The sequence below is a fragment of the Arthrobacter sp. R3-55 genome (assembly GCF_054161505.1).
The window spans coordinates 3191274-3212519 of record NZ_CP096423.1 but is presented as its reverse complement, the minus strand read 5'-3'; the positions used below and the strand labels follow the sequence as shown (position 1 = coordinate 3212519).

At 63.4% G+C, this 21246-nt stretch carries 18 protein-coding genes; 13 read left to right on the top strand and 5 right to left on the bottom strand.

Going from position 1 to position 21246, the window contains the following annotated elements; genetic code table 11:
• Nucleotides 1-9: 9 nt before the first annotated feature.
• Nucleotides 10-1377 carry an LLM class flavin-dependent oxidoreductase gene (locus M1D51_RS14865; protein ID WP_458107027.1) on the bottom strand — a complete coding sequence of 456 codons (1368 nt, stop codon included), beginning with the start codon at nt 1375-1377 and terminating at the stop codon, nt 10-12.
• Between the two features lie 298 nt (nt 1378-1675).
• On the opposite strand from M1D51_RS14865, the gene M1D51_RS14860 reads away from it, so the two are divergent.
• Together M1D51_RS14860 and M1D51_RS14855 are read left to right on the top strand one after the other, a co-directional pair.
• Nucleotides 1676-2188 carry a GNAT family N-acetyltransferase gene (locus M1D51_RS14860; RefSeq protein ID WP_172322022.1) on the top strand — a complete coding sequence of 171 codons (513 nt, stop codon included), beginning with the start codon at nt 1676-1678 and terminating at the stop codon, nt 2186-2188.
• Between the two features lie 54 nt (nt 2189-2242).
• Nucleotides 2243-2623, top strand: coding sequence for a RidA family protein (locus tag M1D51_RS14855; RefSeq protein ID WP_172322023.1), 381 nt, complete (start codon nt 2243-2245; stop codon nt 2621-2623).
• Between the two features lie 23 nt (nt 2624-2646).
• Here the strand turns inward: M1D51_RS14855 and M1D51_RS14850 are convergent, their stop codons facing one another.
• Together M1D51_RS14850 and M1D51_RS14845 are read right to left on the bottom strand one after the other, a co-directional pair.
• Nucleotides 2647-3306, bottom strand: a complete 660-nt coding sequence (locus M1D51_RS14850) for a response regulator (protein ID WP_172322024.1) — start codon at nt 3304-3306, stop codon at nt 2647-2649.
• Nucleotides 3299-4996 (bottom strand): ATP-binding protein, encoded by a 1698-nt coding sequence (locus M1D51_RS14845; RefSeq protein ID WP_458107026.1) that lies wholly within the window; start codon nt 4994-4996, stop codon nt 3299-3301. Before M1D51_RS14845 ends, M1D51_RS14850 begins: the two co-directional genes overlap by 8 nt.
• A 156-nt stretch (nt 4997-5152) precedes the next feature.
• Here M1D51_RS14845 and M1D51_RS14840 point away from each other — a divergent pair, with 156 nt between their 5' ends.
• The 5 genes from M1D51_RS14840 (at nt 5153) to M1D51_RS14820 (ending at nt 10902) form a co-directional block, all read left to right on the top strand.
• On the top strand, nt 5153-6655 hold the full coding sequence (locus M1D51_RS14840; protein WP_458107025.1) for a CitMHS family transporter: 1503 nt from the start codon (nt 5153-5155) through the stop codon (nt 6653-6655).
• A gap of 228 nt (nt 6656-6883) precedes the next feature.
• Entirely contained in the window at nt 6884-7180 is a 297-nt protein-coding gene (gene gatC / locus M1D51_RS14835) for an Asp-tRNA(Asn)/Glu-tRNA(Gln) amidotransferase subunit GatC (RefSeq protein ID WP_017199363.1), read from the top strand.
• Between the two features lie 5 nt (nt 7181-7185).
• Nucleotides 7186-8763 (top strand): Asp-tRNA(Asn)/Glu-tRNA(Gln) amidotransferase subunit GatA, encoded by a 1578-nt coding sequence (gene gatA / locus M1D51_RS14830; RefSeq protein ID WP_458107024.1) that lies wholly within the window; start codon nt 7186-7188, stop codon nt 8761-8763.
• Nucleotides 8763-10271, top strand: coding sequence for an Asp-tRNA(Asn)/Glu-tRNA(Gln) amidotransferase subunit GatB (gatB, locus tag M1D51_RS14825; RefSeq protein ID WP_089594286.1), 1509 nt, complete (start codon nt 8763-8765; stop codon nt 10269-10271). The genes gatA and gatB overlap by 1 nt, the downstream gene beginning before the upstream one ends.
• 73 nt (nt 10272-10344) lie before the next feature.
• Nucleotides 10345-10902 carry a DUF5666 domain-containing protein gene (locus M1D51_RS14820; RefSeq protein ID WP_458107023.1) on the top strand — a complete coding sequence of 186 codons (558 nt, stop codon included), beginning with the start codon at nt 10345-10347 and terminating at the stop codon, nt 10900-10902.
• Nucleotides 10903-10923: 21 nt separating this feature from the next.
• On the opposite strand, the gene M1D51_RS14815 is transcribed toward M1D51_RS14820, so the two are convergent.
• The gene (locus M1D51_RS14815) at nt 10924-11931 is read right to left on the bottom strand and encodes a formylglycine-generating enzyme family protein (protein ID WP_458107022.1); all 1008 of its coding nucleotides are present in this window, start codon (nt 11929-11931) and stop codon (nt 10924-10926) included.
• A gap of 1098 nt (nt 11932-13029) precedes the next feature.
• On the opposite strand from M1D51_RS14815, the gene M1D51_RS14810 reads away from it, so the two are divergent.
• The 5 genes from M1D51_RS14810 to M1D51_RS14790 all read left to right on the top strand — a co-directional run bounded on the left by M1D51_RS14810 (nt 13030) and on the right by M1D51_RS14790 (nt 19087).
• Complete coding sequence (locus tag M1D51_RS14810; RefSeq protein WP_172324580.1) at nt 13030-14064, top strand: ABC transporter permease; 1035 nt, start codon at nt 13030-13032, stop codon at nt 14062-14064.
• 44 nt (nt 14065-14108) lie between these two features.
• Complete coding sequence (locus tag M1D51_RS14805) at nt 14109-15032, top strand: carbohydrate ABC transporter permease (protein ID WP_172324581.1); 924 nt, start codon at nt 14109-14111, stop codon at nt 15030-15032.
• Nucleotides 15033-15109: 77 nt separating this feature from the next.
• Nucleotides 15110-16768 carry a sugar ABC transporter substrate-binding protein gene (locus tag M1D51_RS14800; RefSeq protein WP_458107021.1) on the top strand — a complete coding sequence of 553 codons (1659 nt, stop codon included), beginning with the start codon at nt 15110-15112 and terminating at the stop codon, nt 16766-16768.
• A 55-nt stretch (nt 16769-16823) separates the two neighbouring features.
• A complete protein-coding gene (locus tag M1D51_RS14795; protein WP_458107020.1) occupies nt 16824-17876 on the top strand; it encodes a LacI family DNA-binding transcriptional regulator in 1053 nt (350 codons plus the stop codon).
• Nucleotides 17877-17893: 17 nt separating this feature from the next.
• Nucleotides 17894-19087 (top strand): Gfo/Idh/MocA family protein, encoded by a 1194-nt coding sequence (locus M1D51_RS14790; protein WP_458109596.1) that lies wholly within the window; start codon nt 17894-17896, stop codon nt 19085-19087.
• Between the two features lie 10 nt (nt 19088-19097).
• On the opposite strand, the gene M1D51_RS14785 is transcribed toward M1D51_RS14790, so the two are convergent.
• Nucleotides 19098-20036 (bottom strand): LysR family transcriptional regulator, encoded by a 939-nt coding sequence (locus M1D51_RS14785; protein ID WP_458107019.1) that lies wholly within the window; start codon nt 20034-20036, stop codon nt 19098-19100.
• Nucleotides 20037-20143: 107 nt separating this feature from the next.
• Between M1D51_RS14785 and tdh the strand changes: the two genes are divergently transcribed.
• A complete protein-coding gene (gene tdh, locus M1D51_RS14780; protein WP_458107018.1) occupies nt 20144-21190 on the top strand; it encodes an L-threonine 3-dehydrogenase in 1047 nt (348 codons plus the stop codon).
• The last annotated feature ends 56 nt before the right edge of the window (nt 21191-21246 follow it).

The following is a 21246-nucleotide window of genomic DNA, read 5'->3' as shown; positions in this document are numbered from 1 at the left end:
GAATCCGGCTCAGAAGGCAGAGCCTATGGATGTGAGCTCCTGCGGGGCGCTTCCGGCGTAACGGTTCTCAGGGCGTGCCAGCCCGTAGTGACCACGGAGCGTGGAGGCCGTGTACTCGGTCCGGAAAAGTCCACGCCGCTGAAGGATGGGGACCACCTGGTCCACGAAGACCTCCAAACCGGAAGGCAGCACGGGCGGCATGATGTTGAAGCCATCAGCGGCACCGGCAAAGAACCAGTCCTGGATAGCGTCGGCCACCTGTTCGGGCGTACCGGAGAACGTCCGGTGGCCGCGTCCGCCACCCAGGCGTCCAATCAGCTGCCGGACGGTGAGCTGTTCGCGCCTGGCCAGCTCCACAATGAGCGTGTAGCGGCTCTTGGCTCCCTCAATCTCGTCCTCTGAGGGCAGGTCGGCGGGGAGTTGGCGGTCCAAGGGGAGGTCCTCGGGGGACAAACGGAGTGCCTTGGCCAATTGTTCACGGGCGTACTCGGGCTTGATGAGCTGGTCCAGTTCCCGCTCGAGTTGGAGGGCTTCGGCCTCGGTGGAGCCGATCACGGGGACGATTCCGGGCAGGATCTTGATGCCTTCGGGGTCCCGTCCGGCCGCTGCGGTGCGGGCCTTGAGGTCTGAATAGAAGGCCTGGGCATCGGCCAGCGTCTGGTGGGCCGTGAAGACGGCTTCTGCATACTGTGCTGCCAGGTTCTTACCGTTGTCCGAGGACCCGGCCTGCACCATCAAAGGGTGGCCTTGCGGGGAACGGGGCACGTTCAGGGGGCCACGGACGCGGAAGTGCTTTCCTTCGTGGTCGATGGTGCGGATCTTGGTGTCGTCACCCCAGACGCCATCGGCCTTGTCCGCCAGGATGGCGTCGTCTTCCCAGCTGTCCCACAGCTTCCGGGCCACTTCGATAAATTCGGCAGCTCGTTCGTATCGGACTGCGTGTGCGGGCTGATCGTCAACACCGAAGTTCCGCGCGGCATCCGGGCCGGCCGTCGTCACGACGTTCCACCCAGCACGGCCTCCGCTGACCCAATCAACGGAGGCAAAGCGGCGGGCAAGATTGAAGGGATCGTTGTAGGTGGTGGAAGCGGTAGCGATCAGGCCAACTTTCCGGGTCGCTGCGGCGAGGGCCGTCAGCAGCACTGTGGGCTCCAACTTCCCTGCCGGGCGCCGGCCTACCTCCCCGAACAGCACCGGGGAATCTGCGAAGAAGATGGAGTCCAGCTTTCCCCGTTCCGCTGTGCGGGCAAGGTGCTGGTAGTGCTCCACGTTGGTGGAGGCAAAAGGGTCACTCTCGGGAAGACGCCACGATGCCTCGTGGTGCCCTGTGCTCATCAGGAACGCGTTCAGGTGCAATTGGCGGTCTGGCGGGGTCATGGTTCTCCTCGTGGTCAGGACGGGTTTGGGGCCGGTGTGTGGCAACTCAAGCACGGGTCCGACGGCCTCCGCCAGCAGTCCGACATGTCCCCGCAACAGCGCGAAACCGGGCTTCATGGCACGAAACGCGGCTCCATCAGGCGCCACGTGGGGCAACACAAAAACGGCCCCCGCGGCCGGAAGCGAACAGCGTAGCGCCAGCCGTCCGGCGTCGTACTTTTCGAACGTGACTGATAGCTCCATCACGAAAAGGCCATTCCGGCGCTGTTCCTGCCTCTCACGCGACTACCATTGGTAGGTGCTTTCGCCGATTACCGTCCGTCCCGCCCTGCCCGAAGACTACGACGCCGTTGCCCGCATTACGCAGGATTCTTACGTCACCGCGGGGTACTACGGTGACGCCGACCACCCGTACCTGCAGAAGCTTCAGGACGTGGCTGGACGCGCGGAGCACGCAGAGATCCTGGTGGCAGAGCGCAATGGCCAAATCATCGGCTCCGTCACCGCGGCACCTGCCGGCGGCGGTTTCTCCGACATCGGCCTCGAGGACGAACTGGAACTCCGAACCCTGGTAGTGGATCCGTCAGTCCAACGCTCCGGTGCGGGCAGGGCCCTGGTGCAGGCCGTGGTGGATCAAGCCAAAGCCATGGACGGTATCAAGGCAGTGTCCCTGACCACCGGTGCCACCTGGGAAAGTGCCAACGCCCTCTATGCACGTACCGGCTTTGACCGCGCACCGCACCGCGACTGGTTTGTGCCCGGCACCGACATAAAACTGTTCGTTTACCGGCTGGACCTTCCACAGTCATAAAGTTTCCTTCGTAAACGCCGGTCAAAGGACCGCGAAGCGACAGGAGGGCGCGGCATGCGCAAGACATTCGGCACGGGCTCGGTCTGGGAACAGACCCTTGGATACTCCCGGGCTGTCCAGGTGGACAACACCCTTTTCATTTCGGCGACGGCCGCCTCCGGACCTGATGGCATTGTGGGCGAGGACTTCTACTCGCAGACCAAGTACATCCTTGAAAAGCTCGGTGCTGTCCTGGAAGACGCCGGATTCTCCTACCAGGACGTCGTCCAGTCCAAGCTGTACCTGACGGACATCAGTAAGTGGGAGGACGCCGGCCGCGCCCACGGTGAAGTGTTCGGCGAGATCCGTCCCACGCTGTCCTTGGTGCACGTCCTGCCGTTCCTCGACCCGGAGATGTTGGTAGAGATCGAGTTGGTAGCGCAAAAGTCCGCGTAGCGCACAAATGCTACTTACTTGGGTCAGGCCGGGACGCCGTACCGGTGTTCCGGCCGGCCCGTGGTCCCGTAGCGCAACTGGATTTCGACGGCGCCATCGTCCGCCAGCGAGGACAGGTACCGTTGCGCTGTGGCCCGGGAAACGCCAACGCGTTCCGCGACCTCGGCGGCTGAATACTGCTCACCGGGAAGCAACGATTCCAGGACGGCCGCTTCGGTGGCGGAGCGGGGTTTGGCCGTAGGGGTGACGTCTCCGGGGATCAGGGAGCGTTTGGCCCGTTCAATGGTGCCTTGGTCAACGGCCGTCTGCTGCCCCAAAATCCGCCGATACCTGGCGTAGGAACGGAGCTGCTGGGACAGGGACTCAGCGGTGAAGGGCTTGAGCATGTACCCCAAAGCGCCGCGACGCAAAGCGACCTTGATGGATTGGGCGTCAGAGGCCGCCGTTAGCATGATGGCATCCACGTCCAATTGGCCCAACAGATCCAGGCCGGAGCCGTCCGGGAGGTATACGTCCAGCAGCACCAGATCGGGGCGCAGGCTATGGATGGCCTGCAAAGCCTGGGACACCGACCCCGCCGGTGCCAAGGCCATGAATCCGGCCACCGAATCCACGTAGGCGGCGTGGAGCCTTGCAACGTGGAAGTCGTCATCCACAATCAGCACGCGTAAATCCTCAGCCATTGCTGTCCTCCCTCAACGTCGAGTCGGTTCCGGTAATACCCTCCGCAGCATCCATGACGCCGGGGATCGTTGCCATGAATACCGCGCCGGGGCCGCCCTGGCTCCCGGGCTCCAGGACGCGGACATCACCGCCGCGCCGCCGCGCAAGCTGCCGCACCAGCGCCAGCCCCAAACCTTGTCCAGCCCCCGAGCGTACCGGGTGTTCCGACGTCGTGAATCCTTCCGCGAAGACTTCTTCAGGTTCAAGGCTCCCCAAACCGTCGCCGGAGTCTCCCACCACGATGTGCAAAGTCCCGCCGGCTGTGGCGGCGTCATCAAGCAGTTCAACCTCCACCCAGCGGTCCACGGCGGAACCGACGACGGCGGCACTCACCGCGTTGTCGATCAGGTTGCCAAGGACCGTGGTCACGTCCTGGGGATCGGCCACGTGTCCACGAACCAGTGTTTCGGGTCCGACCCGGAGGGCCACGCCGCGTTCCGAAGCTTCCACACCCTTGGCGCCGATGAAGGCCTGCAAATACGGATCCTGAAGCAATTCGGCCTGTTCCACCGGGAACTTCAGCGGGCCCGTGGCCGAGATGCGCGCAAGGTAATCTTTTGCGGAATCGTACTGGCCGATGCTGATGAAACCGGCGATGGTGTGGAGTTGGTTGGCGAACTCATGGCGCTGGGCGCGGAGGGCCGTGGACATGGTCCCCACGGCATCGAGTTGGCGGGTCAGCTGCTGCAGTTCGGTGCGGTCCCGCAGCATGACCACCCAGCCGAGGTCCTCCTTGCGATGCCAGGCCTTGCGTGCGCTGGCAACCAGGACGCGCCCGCCCGCCACGATTTCCACGGCTTCGGCGTCACGGGCCGCCGGCTGGGTGAGCTGCTTGAGGTGTTCGGGAACGGCGGCGGAGACCCAATCCTGTCCCGTGGCATCGGGCATGTCCAAGAGCCGGGCGGCAGCGGCATTGAACACAGAGATGCGCCCGTCCGCGGCAATGCCGATCACGCCGTCGTCGACGCCTTGAAGTACGGCCACTTGGTCGTGGACGAGGGTGCTGATTTCCTCGGGCTCCAAGCCGAGGGTGAGCCGCTGCAGCCTGCGCCGGAGCAGGAACGATGCCAACACGCCGGCCACCAAAGAACCCCCGGCGGTCAGGGCAATGGGCGCAATGTCGCGGGCAAGGCTGTTGCTGAGCGACTCCACGGAATAGCCCACACTGACTTCGCCCACAATGGCACCGGAAGCCCCCGGGGCGTAGACGGGTACTTTGGCCCCGGCCGAAGGTCCCAAAGTCCCGGTGTTGCGGGTGGTGATCTCCTGTCCTCCGAGAGCCACGGACGGGTCCGTGCTGACGCGCTCGCCCAAGCGGGCCTTCTCGGGATGGGCCAGCCGGAGCCCGGTTTCGTCCGTGATGACCACGAACAGGGCGCCCGTCCGGTTTCGCACGGCTTCAGCGGCAGCCTGAAGGGGGCCGGCCGCAAGGATATCCGGGGGAGGCGTCCCTTCTTCCCTGCTGATGGCTTGGACGTTGGATCTGATACCAGGATCCGCAGCAACAGTCCGGGCGAGGGTGAGCGCCTGGTTTTCGGCTTCGTCGCCGATCCGTTCGTACACCAGCCACGCATGGACTGCGCCGCTGAGCAGGACCACCAGCAGGACCACTCCAAGCTGGAGGAGGAGGGTTTGGGTGGAGAAACGCATGCTCCATTCAAACACTGCGCACAATGCGCAAAACCTTCGTAACGAGCATTATTCCTGACAATTCACACAAACCCCTCCCCGTGACGGACGCCACCATATCGTCTGTAGTGCGCATCACACCGACGTGGCGCCATTCACAGTAGTAAGGAGCCGGCCGTGCTGGTTTTGCTTGGATTCGCAATGATTGCGGTATTCATGGTCCTGATCATGACCAAAAAATTGACGCCAGTACTGGCGCTGATCATCGTCCCCACCGTCTTCGGCTTGTTCGCCGGGGCGGGCCTCGGCATCGGCGACATGGTGATGGAATCCATGAAGTCCATGACGTCCACGGCTGCGCTCCTCATGTTCGCCATTATCTACTTCGGCCTGATGATCGACGTCGGACTCTTTGATCCGTTGGTGAAGTTCATCCTCCGCAAGTTGGGCAACGACCCCGCCAAGGTTGTCCTCGGTACTGCGATCCTTGCAGCCGCGGTCTCCTTGGACGGTGACGGCTCCACCACCTTTATCCTCACCACGGCCGCCATGCTCCCGGTCTACCTGCGGCTCAAGATGAGCCCGGTGGTCCTCACCTGCGTGGCCGGCCTGGCCAACGGCACCATGAACATCCTGCCGTGGGGCGGCCCTACCGCCCGTGCAGCCACCGCGCTCAACCTTGATGTCAACGACGTCTTCGTCCCCATGGTCCCGTCCCTCATCGTCGGCCTCATCGTGGTCCTGGTCTTCGCCTGGCTGCTGGGCCTGCAGGAACGCAACCGCCTCCGCACCACCGCTCCCGAAATCTGGGGCGACGTCGCCGAGCCTTCCGAAGCGTTCGACGGCGGCAACGGCCACGGCGGTGCCGTCACCGCCGGTTCGGGCTCAGGTTCAGGATTCGGCGCCGGCCGTTTCAGCTTCGGACGCAACGGCTCGACCTCAAGCAAGCCGGGCGCGGGTGGAGGTTCCTCCGTCGCGGTTCTTGAAGATCCGGCAACCCTGGTGGACCTCCATGACACCGCCATGGCGGACACCGCGCTGGACCCCAACCGCTCCACGCTGCGTCCCAAACTGTTCTGGTTCAACCTGGGCCTCACGGTCGCCGTCATGGTTGTCCTGGTAGCCAACATTGTTCCGCTGCCGTTCGTGTTCATGGTGGGCTCCGCGATCGCCCTGCTGGTCAACTTCCCCAAGGTCAAGGACCAAGGCGCGCAGTTGATCGCTCACGCACCGTCCATCGTCGCTGTGGTCAGCATGGTCATGGCCGCCGCAGTCCTCACCGGTGTCCTCAATGGAACCGGCATGGTCAAGGCAATGTCCGAGTGGCTGGTCCAGATCATCCCGGCAGACATGGGCCCGTTCATGGCCATCATCACCGGCCTGCTCAGCATCCCCATGACCTTCTTCATGAGCAACGACGCCTTCTACTTCGGTGTCCTTCCGGTCCTCTCCGAAACCGCCGCGCACTACGGCGTCGATGCAGTGGATATGGCCCGTGCCTCCATCACCGGGCAGCCATTCCACCTGCAGAGCCCCTTGGTTCCTGCCATCCTCCTGCTGGTCTCCCTGGCCAAGGTGGACCTGGGCGATCACCACAAGAAGGTCCTGTGGCGCACGGCAGTGATCTCGGTGGTCATGCTGGCAGTGGGTGTCCTGACGGGAGCCATCGGCATCGGCTGACCTGCCTAAACCCCCAACGAGACAGCAGAGCGTGAATGGCCCGCTCTGCTGTCTCGTTTGCGTTGATGGCGGGACAAGCTGCGAAAGCCTGGAGGCATCCGGAAGCGTGCGTCCAAGCGAGGAACGAGCGAGCACGCGGAGGATGGCTCCCGGGCGTAGCGTCTGACCGGCACACCCAAGCCAAGTAGACTGGTTCGGAAAACCATTTGAACTTTGCAGGGGAGATCCATGGCTGCGATCAACCGTGACGACGTCGCGCATCTTGCGCGTCTGGCTCACATTGAAATGAGTGCCGAAGAACTGGACAGGATGGCTGTTGAGCTTGCTGTCATTGTGGATTCGGTCAAGAGCGTGAGCGAAGCTGCGGGGGAGGACGTCCCGGCGACGTCACACCCGATTCCGTTGACCAATGTGTTCCGCGAGGACGTTGTGGGCCACACATTCACCGCTGAGCAGGCGTTGTCCGGCGCGCCGGATGCTTACGAGAACCGTTTCAAGGTCCCCGCAATCCTGGATGAGGACTAATCACTATGACTGAGCTGAAGAACGAACTCATCCGCCACTCCGCTGCCGATCTCGCTGAGAAGCTGGCCGCCCGCGAGGTGACCGCCGTCGAGGTGACGCAGGCGCACCTTGACCGTATCGCCCTTGTTGATGGCGGAGCCGATGGTATCCACGCCTTCCTGCACGTCAATACTGAAGAGGCTTTGGCTGTCGCGGCCGAGGTTGACGCTGCCCGTGCCGCCGGCGGCTCTGCTGCCGAGGAACTGCATGCCCTCGCTGGTGTGCCCATTGCTGTCAAGGACCTCATCGTCACGATCGGCCAGCCGACGACGGCCGGTTCGAAGATCCTTGAGGGCTGGCACAGCCCGTACGACGCCACTGTGGTGAAGAAGCTGCGCGCGGCCAAGATGCCCATCCTGGGTAAGACCAACCTGGACGAATTCGCCATGGGCTCTTCCACCGAGCACTCGGCCTATGGCCCTACGCGCAACCCGTGGGACCTGGACCGCATTCCCGGCGGTTCGGGCGGTGGCTCCGCTGCCGCCGTCGCCGCTTTCGAAGCGCCGTTGGCGCTCGGCACGGACACCGGTGGCTCCATCCGCCAGCCGGGTGCCGTCACCGGAACGGTTGGCGTGAAGCCGACCTACGGCGCTGTTTCACGTTATGGCGCCATTGCCATGGCGTCGTCGCTGGACCAGATCGGCCCTGTGTCCCGGACAGTACTGGACTCTGCGCTGCTGCAGGAAGTCATCGGCGGCCACGATCCCTTCGACTCCACGTCGCTGACTGATCCCTTCAATGATCTTGTTGCCGCCGCCCGCGTGGGCAACGTTGCCGGCATGAAGATCGGCATCGTCAAGGAGCTTCACGGCGAGGGTTACCAGGCCGGCGTCGAGAACCGTTTCAACGAGTCCCTTCAGCTGCTGAAGGACGCGGGCGCTGAAATTGTTGAGGTTTCCTGCCCCAACCTTAAGTACGCCCTGGGTGCCTACTACCTGATCATGCCCTCCGAGGTGTCCAGCAACCTGGCCAAGTTCGACGGCGTTCGCTTCGGCATGCGCGTGCTGCCCAAGGACGGTCCCATGACCATCGAGCGGGTCATGGGTGCTACCCGTGCGGCCGGTTTCGGCGACGAAGTCAAGCGCCGTATCATCCTCGGTACCTACGCACTGAGCGCTGGCTACTACGACGCTTACTACGGCTCGGCACAGAAGGTCCGTACGCTGATCCAACGTGACTTCGACGCCGCCTTCGCCAATGCTGATGTCCTGATTTCGCCCACTGCGCCCACCACGGCGTTCAAGCTGGGGGAGAAGCTGGATGATCCGCTGGCGATGTACCTGAACGACGTCGCCACCATCCCGGCTAACCTTGCCGGTATCCCGGGCCTGTCCCTGCCGGCCGGCCTGGCTGACGAAGACGGCCTGCCGGTTGGTATCCAGCTGTTGGCTCCTGCCCGCCAGGATGCCCGCCTGTACCGCGTGGGCGCCGTCCTTGAATCCATGCTCGAAGAGAAGTGGGGCGGCCCGATCCTTGCGCAGGCGCCCGATCTGAAAAATGCTGTCCTTGGCGCAGCATCCACCACCGCCGGAGGTTCCAACTAATGTCCGTCGATGCAACCCTGAGCTTCGAAGAGGCCATGGAGAAGTACGATCCTGTTCTGGGTTTCGAGGTCCACGTGGAGCTCAACACCAAGACCAAGATGTTCTCCTCCGCACCGAACGTTTTCGGTGATGAGCCGAACACCAACGTCAACGAGGTTGACCTGGGCATGCCCGGCGTCCTACCCGTTGTCAACAAGACAGCGGTGGAGTCTTCCATCAAGATCGGCCTTGCCCTGAACTGCAAGATCGCCGAATCGTGCCGTTTTGCCCGGAAGAACTACTTCTACCCGGACACTCCCAAGAACTTCCAGACCTCGCAGTACGACGAGCCGATCGCCTATGACGGTTACCTCGACATCGAGCTCGAGGACGGCACCGTCTTCCGCGTGGAGATCGAGCGCGCCCACATGGAGGAGGACGCCGGCAAGCTGACCCACATGGGTGGCGCTGCGGGCCGTATCCAAGGAGCCGACTACTCGCTGGTGGATTACAACCGTTCGGGTGTTCCGTTGGTGGAAATTGTCACCAAGCCCATTGAGGGCGCCGGCAGCCGTGCGCCTGAACTGGCCAAGGCCTACGTCGCGGCTGTCCGTGAAATCGTGAAGAACCTTGGCGTTTCCGATGCCAAGATGGAGCGCGGCAACGTCCGTTGCGACGCCAACGTTTCCCTCCGCCCGCACGGCCGTGAACGTTTCGGTATCCGTTCGGAGACCAAGAACGTGAACTCACTGCGCGCCGTCGAGCACGCCGTACGTTACGAAATCCAGCGCCACGCTGCCGTCCTTGACTCCGGCGAGCCGGTCATCCAGGAGACGCGCCACTGGCACGAGGACACGCGTTCGACGACGTCAGGCCGGCCCAAGTCCGACGCTGACGATTACCGCTACTTCCCGGAGCCGGACCTGGTTCCCGTCGTTGCCTCCCGTGAGTGGGTGGAGGAACTCCGCGCTACCCTTCCCGAGCCGCCGGCCGAGCGCCGTAAGCGTCTCAAGGAAGCTTGGGGATACTCGGATCTGGAATTCCGCGATGTAGTGAACGCCGGTGTCATGGACTCCATCGAGGAAACCATTGCAGCAGGTGCCTCGGCTGATGTTGCCCGCAAGTGGTGGATGGGTGAGATCGTGGGCCGCGCCAAGGTAGCTGACGTCGATCCTTCCGAGCTCGGTGTGACTCCGCAGGTGATTGTGGAGCTGAACAAGCTGGTTGAAGACGGCAAGATCAACAACAAGATGGCCACCCAGGTCCTGGACGGCGTGCTCGCCGGCGAAGGTACTCCGGCGGAAATCGTTGAGAAGCGCGGCCTTGCCGTTGTATCCGACGACGGTCCGCTCCTGGAAGCCATCGATGCAGCACTGGCAGCACAGCCGGACGTGGCGGAGAAGATCCGTGGCGGCAAGGTCCAAGCCATTGGCGCGATTGTCGGCGGCGTCATGAAGGCCACCCGTGGTCAGGCCGACGCAGGACGAGTCCGCGAACTCATCCTGGAGAAGCTGGGCGTCGAGGGCTAAGACCCGTTCTTCCCATCAAAGTAGGCCGCAGTTTTACTGCGGCCTACTTTGCTTTTGGGCGCACAATGGATGCATGGCCACACTTTCACCGGGCCTCGGGAAGGCCCTCATTGCCGGCGGGATCGCCGTCGCCCTGACCGGTGGCGGGGCCGCTGCTGTCTGGGCGGGCACCCAACCCGGCCCTTCGCCGTCGAGCCCTGCTGTTTCAGCCGGCCCGACCCCATCGGGGAACGCCAAGCCCGCTGACGGGCGCGGGCGGGCTATTCACGGCGAACACGTCGTGAAGCAGCAGGACGGGAGCTACCGTAGGGTCCTCACGCAGTCTGGAACCATCGAAGCGGTCAGCGATTCAGAGGTGACTGTGAAGAGCGAGGATGGCTTTACGCAGCGCTATTCCATCACTGAGGATACGCGGATCAGCAAAGTTCCTGCTGACCTGTCAGGGCTCAGGAACGGTAAAGGTAAGCCCACGCTGCCTTCGGCCTCCGCTTCTGATCTCGAGATCGGCGACGACGTTCGTGTCAGCGGCACCAAAGACGGCGATGCCGTGACAGCGACGAAGATCGTGTCCGGCGAACTGCCAGCCGGCGTCAAAGGCCATGGGCATAAGCGCGGGCATGGGCCCAAGTAGTTTCAGAACCAGAGCCAGGGGCTAAAGGGCCACGGTCCTGAATCCGAGGTTGCCGCTGGCCGAGTCCGGTGTATTCGAGCTTCTGGCTGCAAGGCGGTAGCGGTTGCAGTACGAGTCGTGGCAGAGGTACGAGCCGCCCCGCATCACCCTGCCGCGGCCGATGGTCGGCCCCTGCGGATCCTTCACCGTGCCTTGCGCCTGGCATGTCTTGTAGTACTTGTGCAGGAACCAATCACTGCACCATTCCCAGACGTTTCCACTGGTTTGGTAAAGCCCGAAGCCGTTGGGGCTAAATGCCTTGGCGGGTGCGGTGGTGAGGTAGCCGTCGTCGATCGTGTTGCGGGTAGGGAATTCCCCTTGCCAGATATTGCAGTTGTGGCCAGTTGTTGCTGTGTTGGAGTGCAGGTCATTTCCCCACGGGTAGCGCTGCCCGGACAACCCGCCCCGGGCCGCGAACTCCCACTCGGCTTCCGTCGGTAGCCGGCGTCCGGCCCATGCGCAGTATGCCAGGGCGTCGTTGTAGGACACATGGGTGACGGGATGATCAGGGATCTCCGTCCAGTGCGAAAGAGGTCCGGCCGGATGGGCCCAACTGGCACCACGGACATTGAGCCACCACGGGACGTTGTTGACCCGGTTCAGGATCTCATGCGGCTCCGCTTTCACCGCCAGATGGAACACGGCCGAAGTGCCGAAGGTTTCCGACTCCGTTTGATAGCCGGTGGCATCGACGAACCCGGCAAACTCTTCATTGGTCACGGTGGTCGCGCTGATCCGGAATTCGGAGATGGATACTTCGTGCAGGGGCACTTCACCGTCGGCTTCGTAGCCCTCGTTGAAGGGATCGCCCATGGTGAACGCCCCGCCGGGGATTTGGACGTCGTGGATTTGGCCGTCGTGGGTCTGGTTGGTGTGGGTGGTCCCGGCTGTACCGGTCGTCGGGTGTCCTCCCACCGAGCGCAGGGGAAGCGTCAGCCCCGGCGTCGAGTGTTCCCGGGCGCCGGCACCCGGGCTGCAACAATCTGCCATGTCCACCTTCTGTCTGAAATCCAACTGCTTGTACTTTAGCGGGGTCGGGTGGCCTGACAGAGGCTCCTTCCTTGCCCTCGCCTCCCACGCACCCGTTTCCGCCCCGCGCATCACTTGTGGCCCGGCGTCGCACCCGTTTCCGCCCTGCGCCAACCCCGACCGCAAGCCACCGCCACCGCAACTACGCACCCGTTTCCGCCCCCCGCCTCACTGGTGGCCCGGCGTCGCACCCGTTTCCGCCCCGCGCCACGGTTCTTACGGGGGTGATCAGCGTGAACGGGTGCGAGGGGCGCGGCGTCGAGCGCCGGGGCACATCCTGCACCACGGGCCAACCCCGGCAGCAAGCCACCGCCACCGCAACTACGCACCCGTTTCCGCCCCGCGCCACGGTTCTTACGGGGGCGATCGGCGTGAACGGGTGCGAGGGGCGCGGCGTCGAGCGCCGGGGCACATCCTGCACCACGGGCCAACCCCGGCAGCAAGCCACGGCCACCCAACTACGCACCCGTTTCCGCCCCGCGCAGCACTTGTGGCCCGGCGTCGCACCCGTTTCCGCCCCGCGCCACGGTTCTTACGGGGGCGATCGGCGTGAGCGGGTGCGAGGGGCGCGGCGTCGAGCGCCGGGGCACATCCTGCACCACGGGCCAACCCCGGCAGCAAGCCACGGCCACCCCAACTACGCACCCGTTTCCGCCCTGCGCATCACTTGTGGCCCGGCGTCGCACCCGTTTCCGCCCCGCGCATCACTTGTGGCCAGGCGTCGCACCCGTTTCCGCCCCGCGCCACGGTTCTTACGGGGGCGATCGGCGTGAACGGGTGCGGAGGGCCCCAATGAGGAGACCTGGGGCGCACCCGGCACCACAAACCACCCTCAGCGCAAGCCATCCCCCCACAACTCACCCACACCACAACCCCACACCACAACCCCACCCCCAAGCCAGTTCACCCCCCACCCGAAGTGATGAAAAGTGATTTTTGCGATCAGTTTTGATCACGATCTTGCAAAAAGAGATCCCAGCCACTTATGGTTTGTTAAACGGTTAACTAGCGTGGCCTGAATCACATTGATGGTTCAGGCTCAACACTTGAGGAGACAGCATGAACTCGACGACGGAACAGGCTCCGGCATTGTCCGAAGCCCGCCGGGTCGCGGAGCCGGCTCGGGGAAGTACCCCCGGCGCCGGTCCGAAGAAGCGGAAACGGAGCAAGCCCCCGCAGCAGAGTTTCCGGTCCCGCCTGCGTCGCGACAAGCAGATGCTGCTCATGATGGTCCCGGGCGTGGCGTTCCTGCTGCTGTTCTTCTACATCCCCATTCTGGGCAATGTCATCGCATTCCAGGACTACCAGCCGTACCTGGGTATCGGTGACAGCCTGTGGGTGGGCTGGCAGAACTTCGTGGACCTGTTCGGAAATCCCGACTTCGTCCACGCTTTTTGGAACACCTTGTACCTGGCCGCCTGGCAGTTGGTGTTCCTGTTCCCGGTGCCGCTGGTACTGGCGCTGATTGTGGATTCACTGATCAGCACCCGGGTCCGACGGATCTTTCAAAGCATCGCCTACCTGCCGCACTTCCTTTCCTGGGTGCTGGTGATCGCGTTCTTCCAGCAGATGCTGGGCGGCGCTGGTTTCGTCAATAACCTGCTGCGGGACTGGGGAATGGAGCCCATTCCGTTCATGACCAACCCGGAGACCTTCCCCGTGATGGTGGTCATCCAAATGATCTGGAAAGATGCCGGCTGGGCCATGATCATCTTCCTGGCAGCCCTTGCCAGCATCGATGCTTCCCTTTACGAAGCCGCTGCGGCGGATGGCGCGGGCCGGTGGCGGCGGATGTGGCACATCACCCTCCCCGGGTTGCGGCCGGTGATCGTACTCCTGCTGATCCTGCGCATCGGCGACATCCTCTCGGTCGGCTTCGAACAGTTCATCCTGCAGCGTGATGCTGTGGGTGCCGGAGCCGCTGAAGTGCTGGACACCTTCACTTACTACACCGGCGTAGTAGGAGGCGGCTGGAGCTCAGGTGCCGCAGCCGGCCTGGCGAAGGGCGTGGTCAGCGCCCTGCTGATCTACGGCGCCAACAAACTTGCCCACCGCTTCGGCGAAGACGGAATCTTCGCAAAACAAGTGCGCTGAAAGCCACGCTGAACCCGCGCGCCTGCCGCACAAGGAGAACCCCCATGGCATCAACACTCTTCACCAGGAAACCCCGCGAGCTGAGCTACAACCCCAAACGCCCGATTTGGAAGGAAAAGCCGTCCGCCCTGTACCAAACGATCAAGGCAGTGGTGCTGGTCGTCTTCAGCTTGTCCATCCTGACGCCCATTCTGCTGGTGGTTTCGACATCCCTGGCAGATACAGAACAACTGGTAAAAGCCGGTGGCTTCGTCCTTTGGCCCGAGCGTCCAACGTTGGAGGCGTACGCCACCATCTTCAAGGGCCCCATGGTGTTGCAATCACTCGGGGTCAGCATGCTGGTCACCGCGGTGGGCACCATCCTGGCGCTGTTCGTGACCATCACCATGGCCTACGCCACCAGCCGCACCGTGCTCTTTGGCCGGCCGGTGATCCTCGCGGTGTTGTTCACGCTCCTGTTTGCGCCCGGCTTGATTCCGTCGTTCCTCATGATCCGTCAGCTTGGCCTGCTGGACTCCCTTTGGTCGCTGATCCTGCCGGGCATCTTCGGGGCTTTCAACTTTGTGGTGATGCGATCGTTCTTCATGAACATCCCCGGCGAACTGATTGAAAGCGCAAGGATCGACGGCGCCAACGACTGGCAAATCCTGTGGCGGATCGTGATGCCGCTGTCCAAAGCCGTGATCGCCGTCGTCGGGCTGTTTTATGCAGTCGGTTTCTGGAACTCGTTCTTCAACGCCTTGCTGTACATCAACGATCACAGCAAGTGGCCTATCCAGTTGCTGCTCCGAAATTTCGTAGTCCAAGGCAGTGGAGCGGCTGACCAGCTGGGAATCACCACCACTCCGCCACCGCAATCCATCCAGATGGCCGTAGTCGTGGTGGCGTTGGTCCCCATCCTGATGGTCTACCCGTTCCTCCAGAAGCACTTCGCCAAGGGCGTCATCACCGGCGCCGTCAAGGGCTAGCCCCCTCTCCGAAATCTAGAAATACCCACAGCACTCAAACCTCAGAAAAAGAGCAAGTAACCAGAAAGGGTTATGCCATGACGAGCACTACCTCTCAGGCCGGATTCAGCCGCCGCGGTTTCCTTGGCCTCGCGGGCCTGGCCGTAACCGCTGCAGGATTATCCGCCTGCGGTGGTGGCGGCGCCGCGAGCAATGGAGGCGCCGCTGCCTCCGCTTCGGTCAAGTTGCCCACCTACAAGGAATTCACCGGCGTCACCCCGGACATCGCGGGCAATGCCAAGGGCCTCCAGGCCGGCTACTTCAAACTGCCCACTGCCGTGCAGTCCGTGAAGACACCGCCGCTCAAGGGCAAAGTGACCGGCCTGACCGAAACCTTCGACACCATGAGCCCCGGCCTGAAGGACAACCCTTTCTGGCAGCGCCTCAACGCCAAGCTCGGCGGCGACCTGGAGTTGCAAATCGCGGAGGACATCGGCGACGGCTATCCGGCCAAGTTCGCCACCGTCCTGGCCAGCAACGATCTTCCGGACATGATGTGGGTTCCGCCGAACCAGGGCATCCCCAACGTCGGGCCCATGCTGGAAGCCAAGTTCCAGGACCTGACGCCGTACCTGTCCGGTGACGCAGTCCTTGAGTACCCCAACCTGGCGGCGCTGAAGCCTGATTCCTGGAAGACCGCCGTCGTGAACGGCAAGATCTGGGGAGCTCCCATCCCCAGTACCCCGTTCGGCCAGGTGTACCTTGGCAACCACGATATGTGGGCGAAGGTGGGCGGCTTCGAAGCGGCAAGCGCCGATGAGTTCCTGGACAAAGCCAAGGAGCTGACCCGTCCCGGCGACCAGCAATATGCGTTGGAACCGGCCTACATCAATGCCCTCCATATGGTCACTGAATGGTTTGGCGCCCCGAACAGCTGGGCCGTGAACAAGGACCGCACCCTGACCCACCTTTATGAGACCGACGAATACCTGGCCGGTGTGGAATTCACTGCCAAAATGTTCGCCGCCGGTGTGTTCTACCCGGACTCCAAAGCCACCGATATCCGCTCACGCGTAGCCAACGGCAGCGTGGCCGCCCAGGTGGTGGTTGGCCCGCACGATATCCGCAGCTACCGTGCCCTGAACAAGACCACCAAGTTCGATGTCCTCATTCCGTTCAGTGCCGACGGCAAGGTCAAGCCGGTCTACGACATGGGTTACGGCACGGTGGGCTTCACGCCGTTCAAGAAGGCCGACGAGGGCAAGATCCGCGAGCTGTTGGCGCTCATCAACTACCTCTCGGCTCCGTTCGGCACTGTGGAGTACATGCAGAAGAACTTCGGCGAGCTCGGCCAGGACTACACGATCGATGCTTCCGGCAACCCGGCACGCACCGAAACGGGAACCACCAACGCCCCGGGGCTGGTATCGGCGCTGAACATCATGTCCAGCCCAGAAAACGTCATCTTCAACCCCGGGTTCGACGACGACACACGCTACGTCAGCCAGCAGGAAGAGAAGCTCCTGGAGTTCGCCTGGCGCAACCCCACCAATGGTTCCTACTCGGATACCAACGCCAAGGTAGGCGCCAAGATCACTAAGCAGCTGCGGGACAAGGTGGTGGACATCATCACGGGCCGCGCCAAGATCGACGAACTCAAGGACGCCGTCAAGCGCTGGAAGAGCGAGGGTGGGGACAAGATGCGCGACGAGTACCAGGCCGCGTTGGACCCTAACGTGCCGGTCTTCAGGAGCTAGCCTCAAACCAATAACGAACCAACGCGCATTTTCACAGAACACAGCAGGGGGAACCATGGCAAAAGCAAGCACCACCGGAGTCCGGCCCACCATCCGCATGGTGGCCGAGCTGGCGGGCGTGTCCACCGCCACGGTTTCCTATGTGTTGTCCGGCCGACGCGGCGATGCCGGACCCGGAGTCTCAGATCCGACGGCGGAAAAGGTCAAGGAGGCTGCGGAGCGGCTTGGCTACCGCCCCAACCAGGCCGCCCGGGCCATCCGGACGGGCCGCACCAACACGGTGATCCTGTCCCTGACAATGCTGTCCGATCCTTGGTCACTGTCAGTGATTGAGGCCGTTCAAAAGGCGTCCGCTCCGTTGGGAATCACGCCAATGATCCTTGGCGACGCGGACTGGGTCAAAGTACTCGGCACGCACAATGCCGATGCTGTGTTTGTGGATGCCGTCCGTCCCGACCAGCGGGAGGCCCTGCTCAAGCTGGCGAAACATGGAACAACGCTGGTGGTTTTTGACGAGAAGGTGTCCGCGGACGGCTTCGATGTGATCCGTTCCATCGCCGGGCCAGGCTGCCGCATGGCCGTGGAGCATCTGCTCCACGGCCACCGCAGGATCGCTTGCCTGACTCCTGCTACGGCGGCCGGCACGTCCGGCGGCAGCAGGTACCGGGCGTACGCCGAGGCGTTGAAGCATGCCGGTATTGCCGAACGCGAGGATTATGTGGGGTTGTTCGATGGCACCAGCGCAGGGGCGTACGCGGCAGCGACCCGGGTGCTGAGCCTTCCGGATCGGCCCACGGCCATCTATGCCACCACCGATTTCGCGGCAGTCAGCGCCATCAACGCAGCCCAGCGCCTGGGCCTGGCCGTTGGCACGGATGTGGACATCATCGGCGTCGGCAACACCGTGGAGGGCGAAAGGATGTCGCCGTCACTGAGCACGGTTGGCCCCGTCGATTTCTTCGACAAGCTTGCCCGGCTGCTCCTGCGGCGGGCAACCGGTCACGCCGACACCAGCGCAGCAGATGAACCCGGGGTCCTGGATTTCCCTTGGCACTTGTTCGTGCGTGAATCGGCGCCGCACCGCAGCGCCGCAACCAGACTTTACTAAGAAAAAGAAGAAGGAAACTGCACACCATGGAAAAGGATTTGAAGGTCGGCATCGTAGGTTTCGGCCTGCGTTCGGGGCTGTGGAAACATGCCCACAAGCCGGGCCAGGGCTCGGAGGTCACCATTGTTTGCGACCTCAGCGAGCGGGGACGGGCAGACGCCGCAGAACGGATCCCCGGCGCACGCGTCACCGGGGACCTTGAGGAACTCCTGGCCAGCGGGATTGACGCCGTCCTGGTCCTGACCCCCGATAACCAGCACGCCGCCGTCGCCGTCCGCACGCTTAAGGCGGGCATCCCCACCTTCTGCGAGAAGCCGCTGGACATCACAGTGGACTCCGCGGACTTGATCCTCACCACGGCCTATCAGACCGGCACCCGGCTGTACGTCGGCCACAACATGCGGCACATGCCGGTTGTAGTACAGATGCGCCAACTCATCGAAGACGGCCGGATCGGCGAGGTCAAAGCGGTCTGGTGCCGCCACTTCGTGGGCCACGGTGGCGACTACTACTTCAAGGACTGGCACGCCCAACGGGCAAACGTCACTTCGCTCCTGCTCCAGAAAGGTGCCCATGACATCGACGTGATCCATTGGCTGGCCGGGGGATACACCAAGCGGGTTGCCGCCGTCGGAGATCTGGCCGTATACGGCGATGTAGCCAACCGGAGCAACAACGCCGGCAAACGCATGGGGGACTGGTTCTCCATGGACAATTGGCCGCCCACGGAGCAGAAGGACCTGGCGGAGGTGATCGATGTCGAGGACATTTCCATGATGAACATGGTGTTGGACAACGGTGTTCTGGCTTCCTACCAGCAGTGCCACTTTACGCCTGACTACTGGCGCAACTACACCGTCATCGGTACCAAAGGCCGGATCGAGAACCTGGGCGACGGGCCGGGGGAGACCATCAATGTATGGACCAGCCGCACATCGGGCTACGCGGTGCCGGATGAGATCATCACCATCCAGGACGGCGAAGGCGGTCACGGCGGTGCGGATCCACGCTTGATCGAGGAGTTCCTGCGCTTTGCCTCCGAGGGCGGCCAGACTCAGACCAGCCCGGTTGCGGCGCGGCAGGCAGTGGTGGCCGGCATCCTGGCGGCGGAATCACTCCGCGGCGACGGCTCTGCGCGCGAGGTCCCGGAGCTCCCTGCCGAACTGGTGGAGTACTTCGACGCCGGCCAGCCCGCACTGGTCCGCGACTGACGGCCCGCGGTTAGCTGGAGCTGGAGAGCTCCACAAGCTCGGTCATGACGGTTTGAAGTGACTCGCAAACCGTCATGACCGATTTCCGTTTGAGGGTCTCCGGCCGTGCCAGGATGTCGATTTTGCGCACCGAATTCACGCCGGACAGCGGACGCAGCACCACTCCGGCATCCAACACGCGGCGCGCTGTGAACCGCGGCAGCAACCCGATTGCACCGCCCGCTGACACCAGCGCGGCAACGGTCGAATAGTCGTTGATGCGGTGCAGGACCTCGGCCGGCCTGCCGCTCACGGCAACGACGGCGGCCAACACGTCTGCGGGGGAGTAGCCGTCACGGCTGGTCACCCAGGATTCACCCACGACGTCGGACGGCTTAAGTTCCGGCCGGGCCGCCAGGGGGTGATCCGCGGGGAGGGCGATGTCCAGGGGCTCGTCCGCAAGTGGAATCACCGCGACCTTGTCCTCCGGCCACTGCGGGCTGTTGTCCATCCGGTGTGCCAAAACGAGGTCGTACCGTGCGGCCAACCCGGGGAAATCCTCCTGCGCCACATCCTCATCGGACAGTCGCAGCCGAGGCGACTTCCCGCCGTCGGACGCTGGTCCGGACGCCAGCAGCGCCGCCAACGGTGCGAACAACGCCTGTCCTGCGCTGTGAAACGCGCTGACGCTCACGGGCGCATCCGGAGCATCGTGATAGGCGCCGATTGCTGCCCGCGCATCTGCCATGGCGTTCACGACGGCGGCACCCGCCTCGGCGAGGACGCGGCCGGCATCGGTAAGCACCAGCGCCCGGCCCTCCTTGCGCGTCAGCGGCACGTCCACTGACTTTTGCAGCAGGGCGAGTTGTTGCGAAACGGCAGACGGGGTGACCATCAGCGTCTCTGCCACGGCCTTCACGCTGCCCAGGTCGCCGAGCTCACGGAGCATCTGCAACTGATGAATTTCCATTAGCAAATCCTAAATCGTTGATTGAGAAGAATCTAGTTGTGCTAAATCGTGCGCGGGGCTCTAATGGACTCAGCAGCAGCGAAGCAGCCCAGGCAGTGAGGAATCCCATGAAGGCTCTCTACAAATCCGGACCCCACGCGGGGTTCGAACTCGTCGAACGTCCTGAGCCCGAAGCGGGCCCCGGCGACGTCAAGATCCGTGTGATGACCACCGGTATCTGCGGCACCGACCTACACATCCAGAGCTGGGACGCCTGGGCCCAGGGCATCATCGAAACGCCGCTCATCGCCGGCCACGAGTTCTATGGCGAAGTCGTGGAAATCGGCGACGACGTCCGCGACGTCAAGGTAGGGGACCGGGTCTCCGGCGAGGGCCATGTGGTCTGCGGGATCTGCCGAAACTGCCGCGCCGGCCGCCGCCAGATGTGCATTCACACCGTGTCCGTCGGCGTGCAGCGCGATGGAGCTTTTGCCGAATACGTCGTGATCCCGGAAACCAACGTCTGGGTTCACCATGACGAGTCCGTCACTCCGGAACTGGGTGCGATCTTCGATCCCTTCGGCAACGCCGTCCACACCGCACTGAGCTTCCCGCTGGTCGGCGAAGACGTGCTGATCACCGGAGCCGGACCGATCGGACTCATGGCCATCGCTGTGGCCCGACACGCAGGCGCCCGCAAGATCGCCATTACGGATGTCTCCGCTCCGCGACTCGAGCTGGCCCGCCAGATGGGCGTTGACCTGGCCGTGGACGTCTCCAAGATGCGCGTTCGCGACGCCCAGCAGGAATTGGGGATGCGCGAAGGGTTCGATATCGGCCTGGAAATGTCGGGACACCCCACGGCACTGCCTGAGATGATCGACAACATGAACCACGGCGGCCGCATCGCCATGCTCGGCCTGCCCAGCCAATCCATTGACATCGACTGGGGCAAGGTCGTCACGCACATGCTCACGCTCAAGGGCATCTACGGGCGCGAAATGTTCGAGACCTGGTACGCCATGAGCGCCATGCTGTCCTCCAACCCCGTGCTGCACCGAAACATCTCCGCGGTAGTCACCGACAAGCTCTCTGCCAAGGACTGGGAGAAGGGCTTCGAGATCGCCCGGAACGGCACCGGCGGCAAAGTGGTCCTCGACTGGACTGAACTCTAACCCCACCGGACTGCCACCCCAGCCGGACGTGAGCCCGGCCCCACAACTTCAGGAGC

What these genes read in the sequence shown, in the direction of transcription:
- M1D51_RS14855 (WP_172322023.1), top strand. Translation starts at nt 2,243, where the DNA reads ATGCGCAAGACATTCGGCACGGGCTCGGTCTGGGAACAGACCCTTGGA.
- M1D51_RS14785 (WP_458107019.1), bottom strand. Translation starts at nt 20,036, where the DNA reads ATGGAAATTCATCAGTTGCAGATGCTCCGTGAGCTCGGCGACCTGGGC.
- gatA (WP_458107024.1), top strand. Translation starts at nt 7,186, where the DNA reads ATGACTGAGCTGAAGAACGAACTCATCCGCCACTCCGCTGCCGATCTC.
- M1D51_RS14865 (WP_458107027.1), bottom strand. Translation starts at nt 1,377, where the DNA reads ATGACCCCGCCAGACCGCCAATTGCACCTGAACGCGTTCCTGATGAGC.
- M1D51_RS14845 (WP_458107026.1), bottom strand. Translation starts at nt 4,996, where the DNA reads ATGCGTTTCTCCACCCAAACCCTCCTCCTCCAGCTTGGAGTGGTCCTG.
- M1D51_RS14815 (WP_458107022.1), bottom strand. Translation starts at nt 11,931, where the DNA reads ATGGCAGATTGTTGCAGCCCGGGTGCCGGCGCCCGGGAACACTCGACG.
- M1D51_RS14810 (WP_172324580.1), top strand. Translation starts at nt 13,030, where the DNA reads ATGAACTCGACGACGGAACAGGCTCCGGCATTGTCCGAAGCCCGCCGG.
- M1D51_RS14800 (WP_458107021.1), top strand. Translation starts at nt 15,110, where the DNA reads ATGACGAGCACTACCTCTCAGGCCGGATTCAGCCGCCGCGGTTTCCTT.
- M1D51_RS14805 (WP_172324581.1), top strand. Translation starts at nt 14,109, where the DNA reads ATGGCATCAACACTCTTCACCAGGAAACCCCGCGAGCTGAGCTACAAC.
- M1D51_RS14820 (WP_458107023.1), top strand. Translation starts at nt 10,345, where the DNA reads ATGGCCACACTTTCACCGGGCCTCGGGAAGGCCCTCATTGCCGGCGGG.
- M1D51_RS14850 (WP_172322024.1), bottom strand. Translation starts at nt 3,306, where the DNA reads ATGGCTGAGGATTTACGCGTGCTGATTGTGGATGACGACTTCCACGTT.
- gatB (WP_089594286.1), top strand. Translation starts at nt 8,763, where the DNA reads ATGTCCGTCGATGCAACCCTGAGCTTCGAAGAGGCCATGGAGAAGTAC.
- tdh (WP_458107018.1), top strand. Translation starts at nt 20,144, where the DNA reads ATGAAGGCTCTCTACAAATCCGGACCCCACGCGGGGTTCGAACTCGTC.
- gatC (WP_017199363.1), top strand. Translation starts at nt 6,884, where the DNA reads ATGGCTGCGATCAACCGTGACGACGTCGCGCATCTTGCGCGTCTGGCT.
- M1D51_RS14795 (WP_458107020.1), top strand. Translation starts at nt 16,824, where the DNA reads ATGGCAAAAGCAAGCACCACCGGAGTCCGGCCCACCATCCGCATGGTG.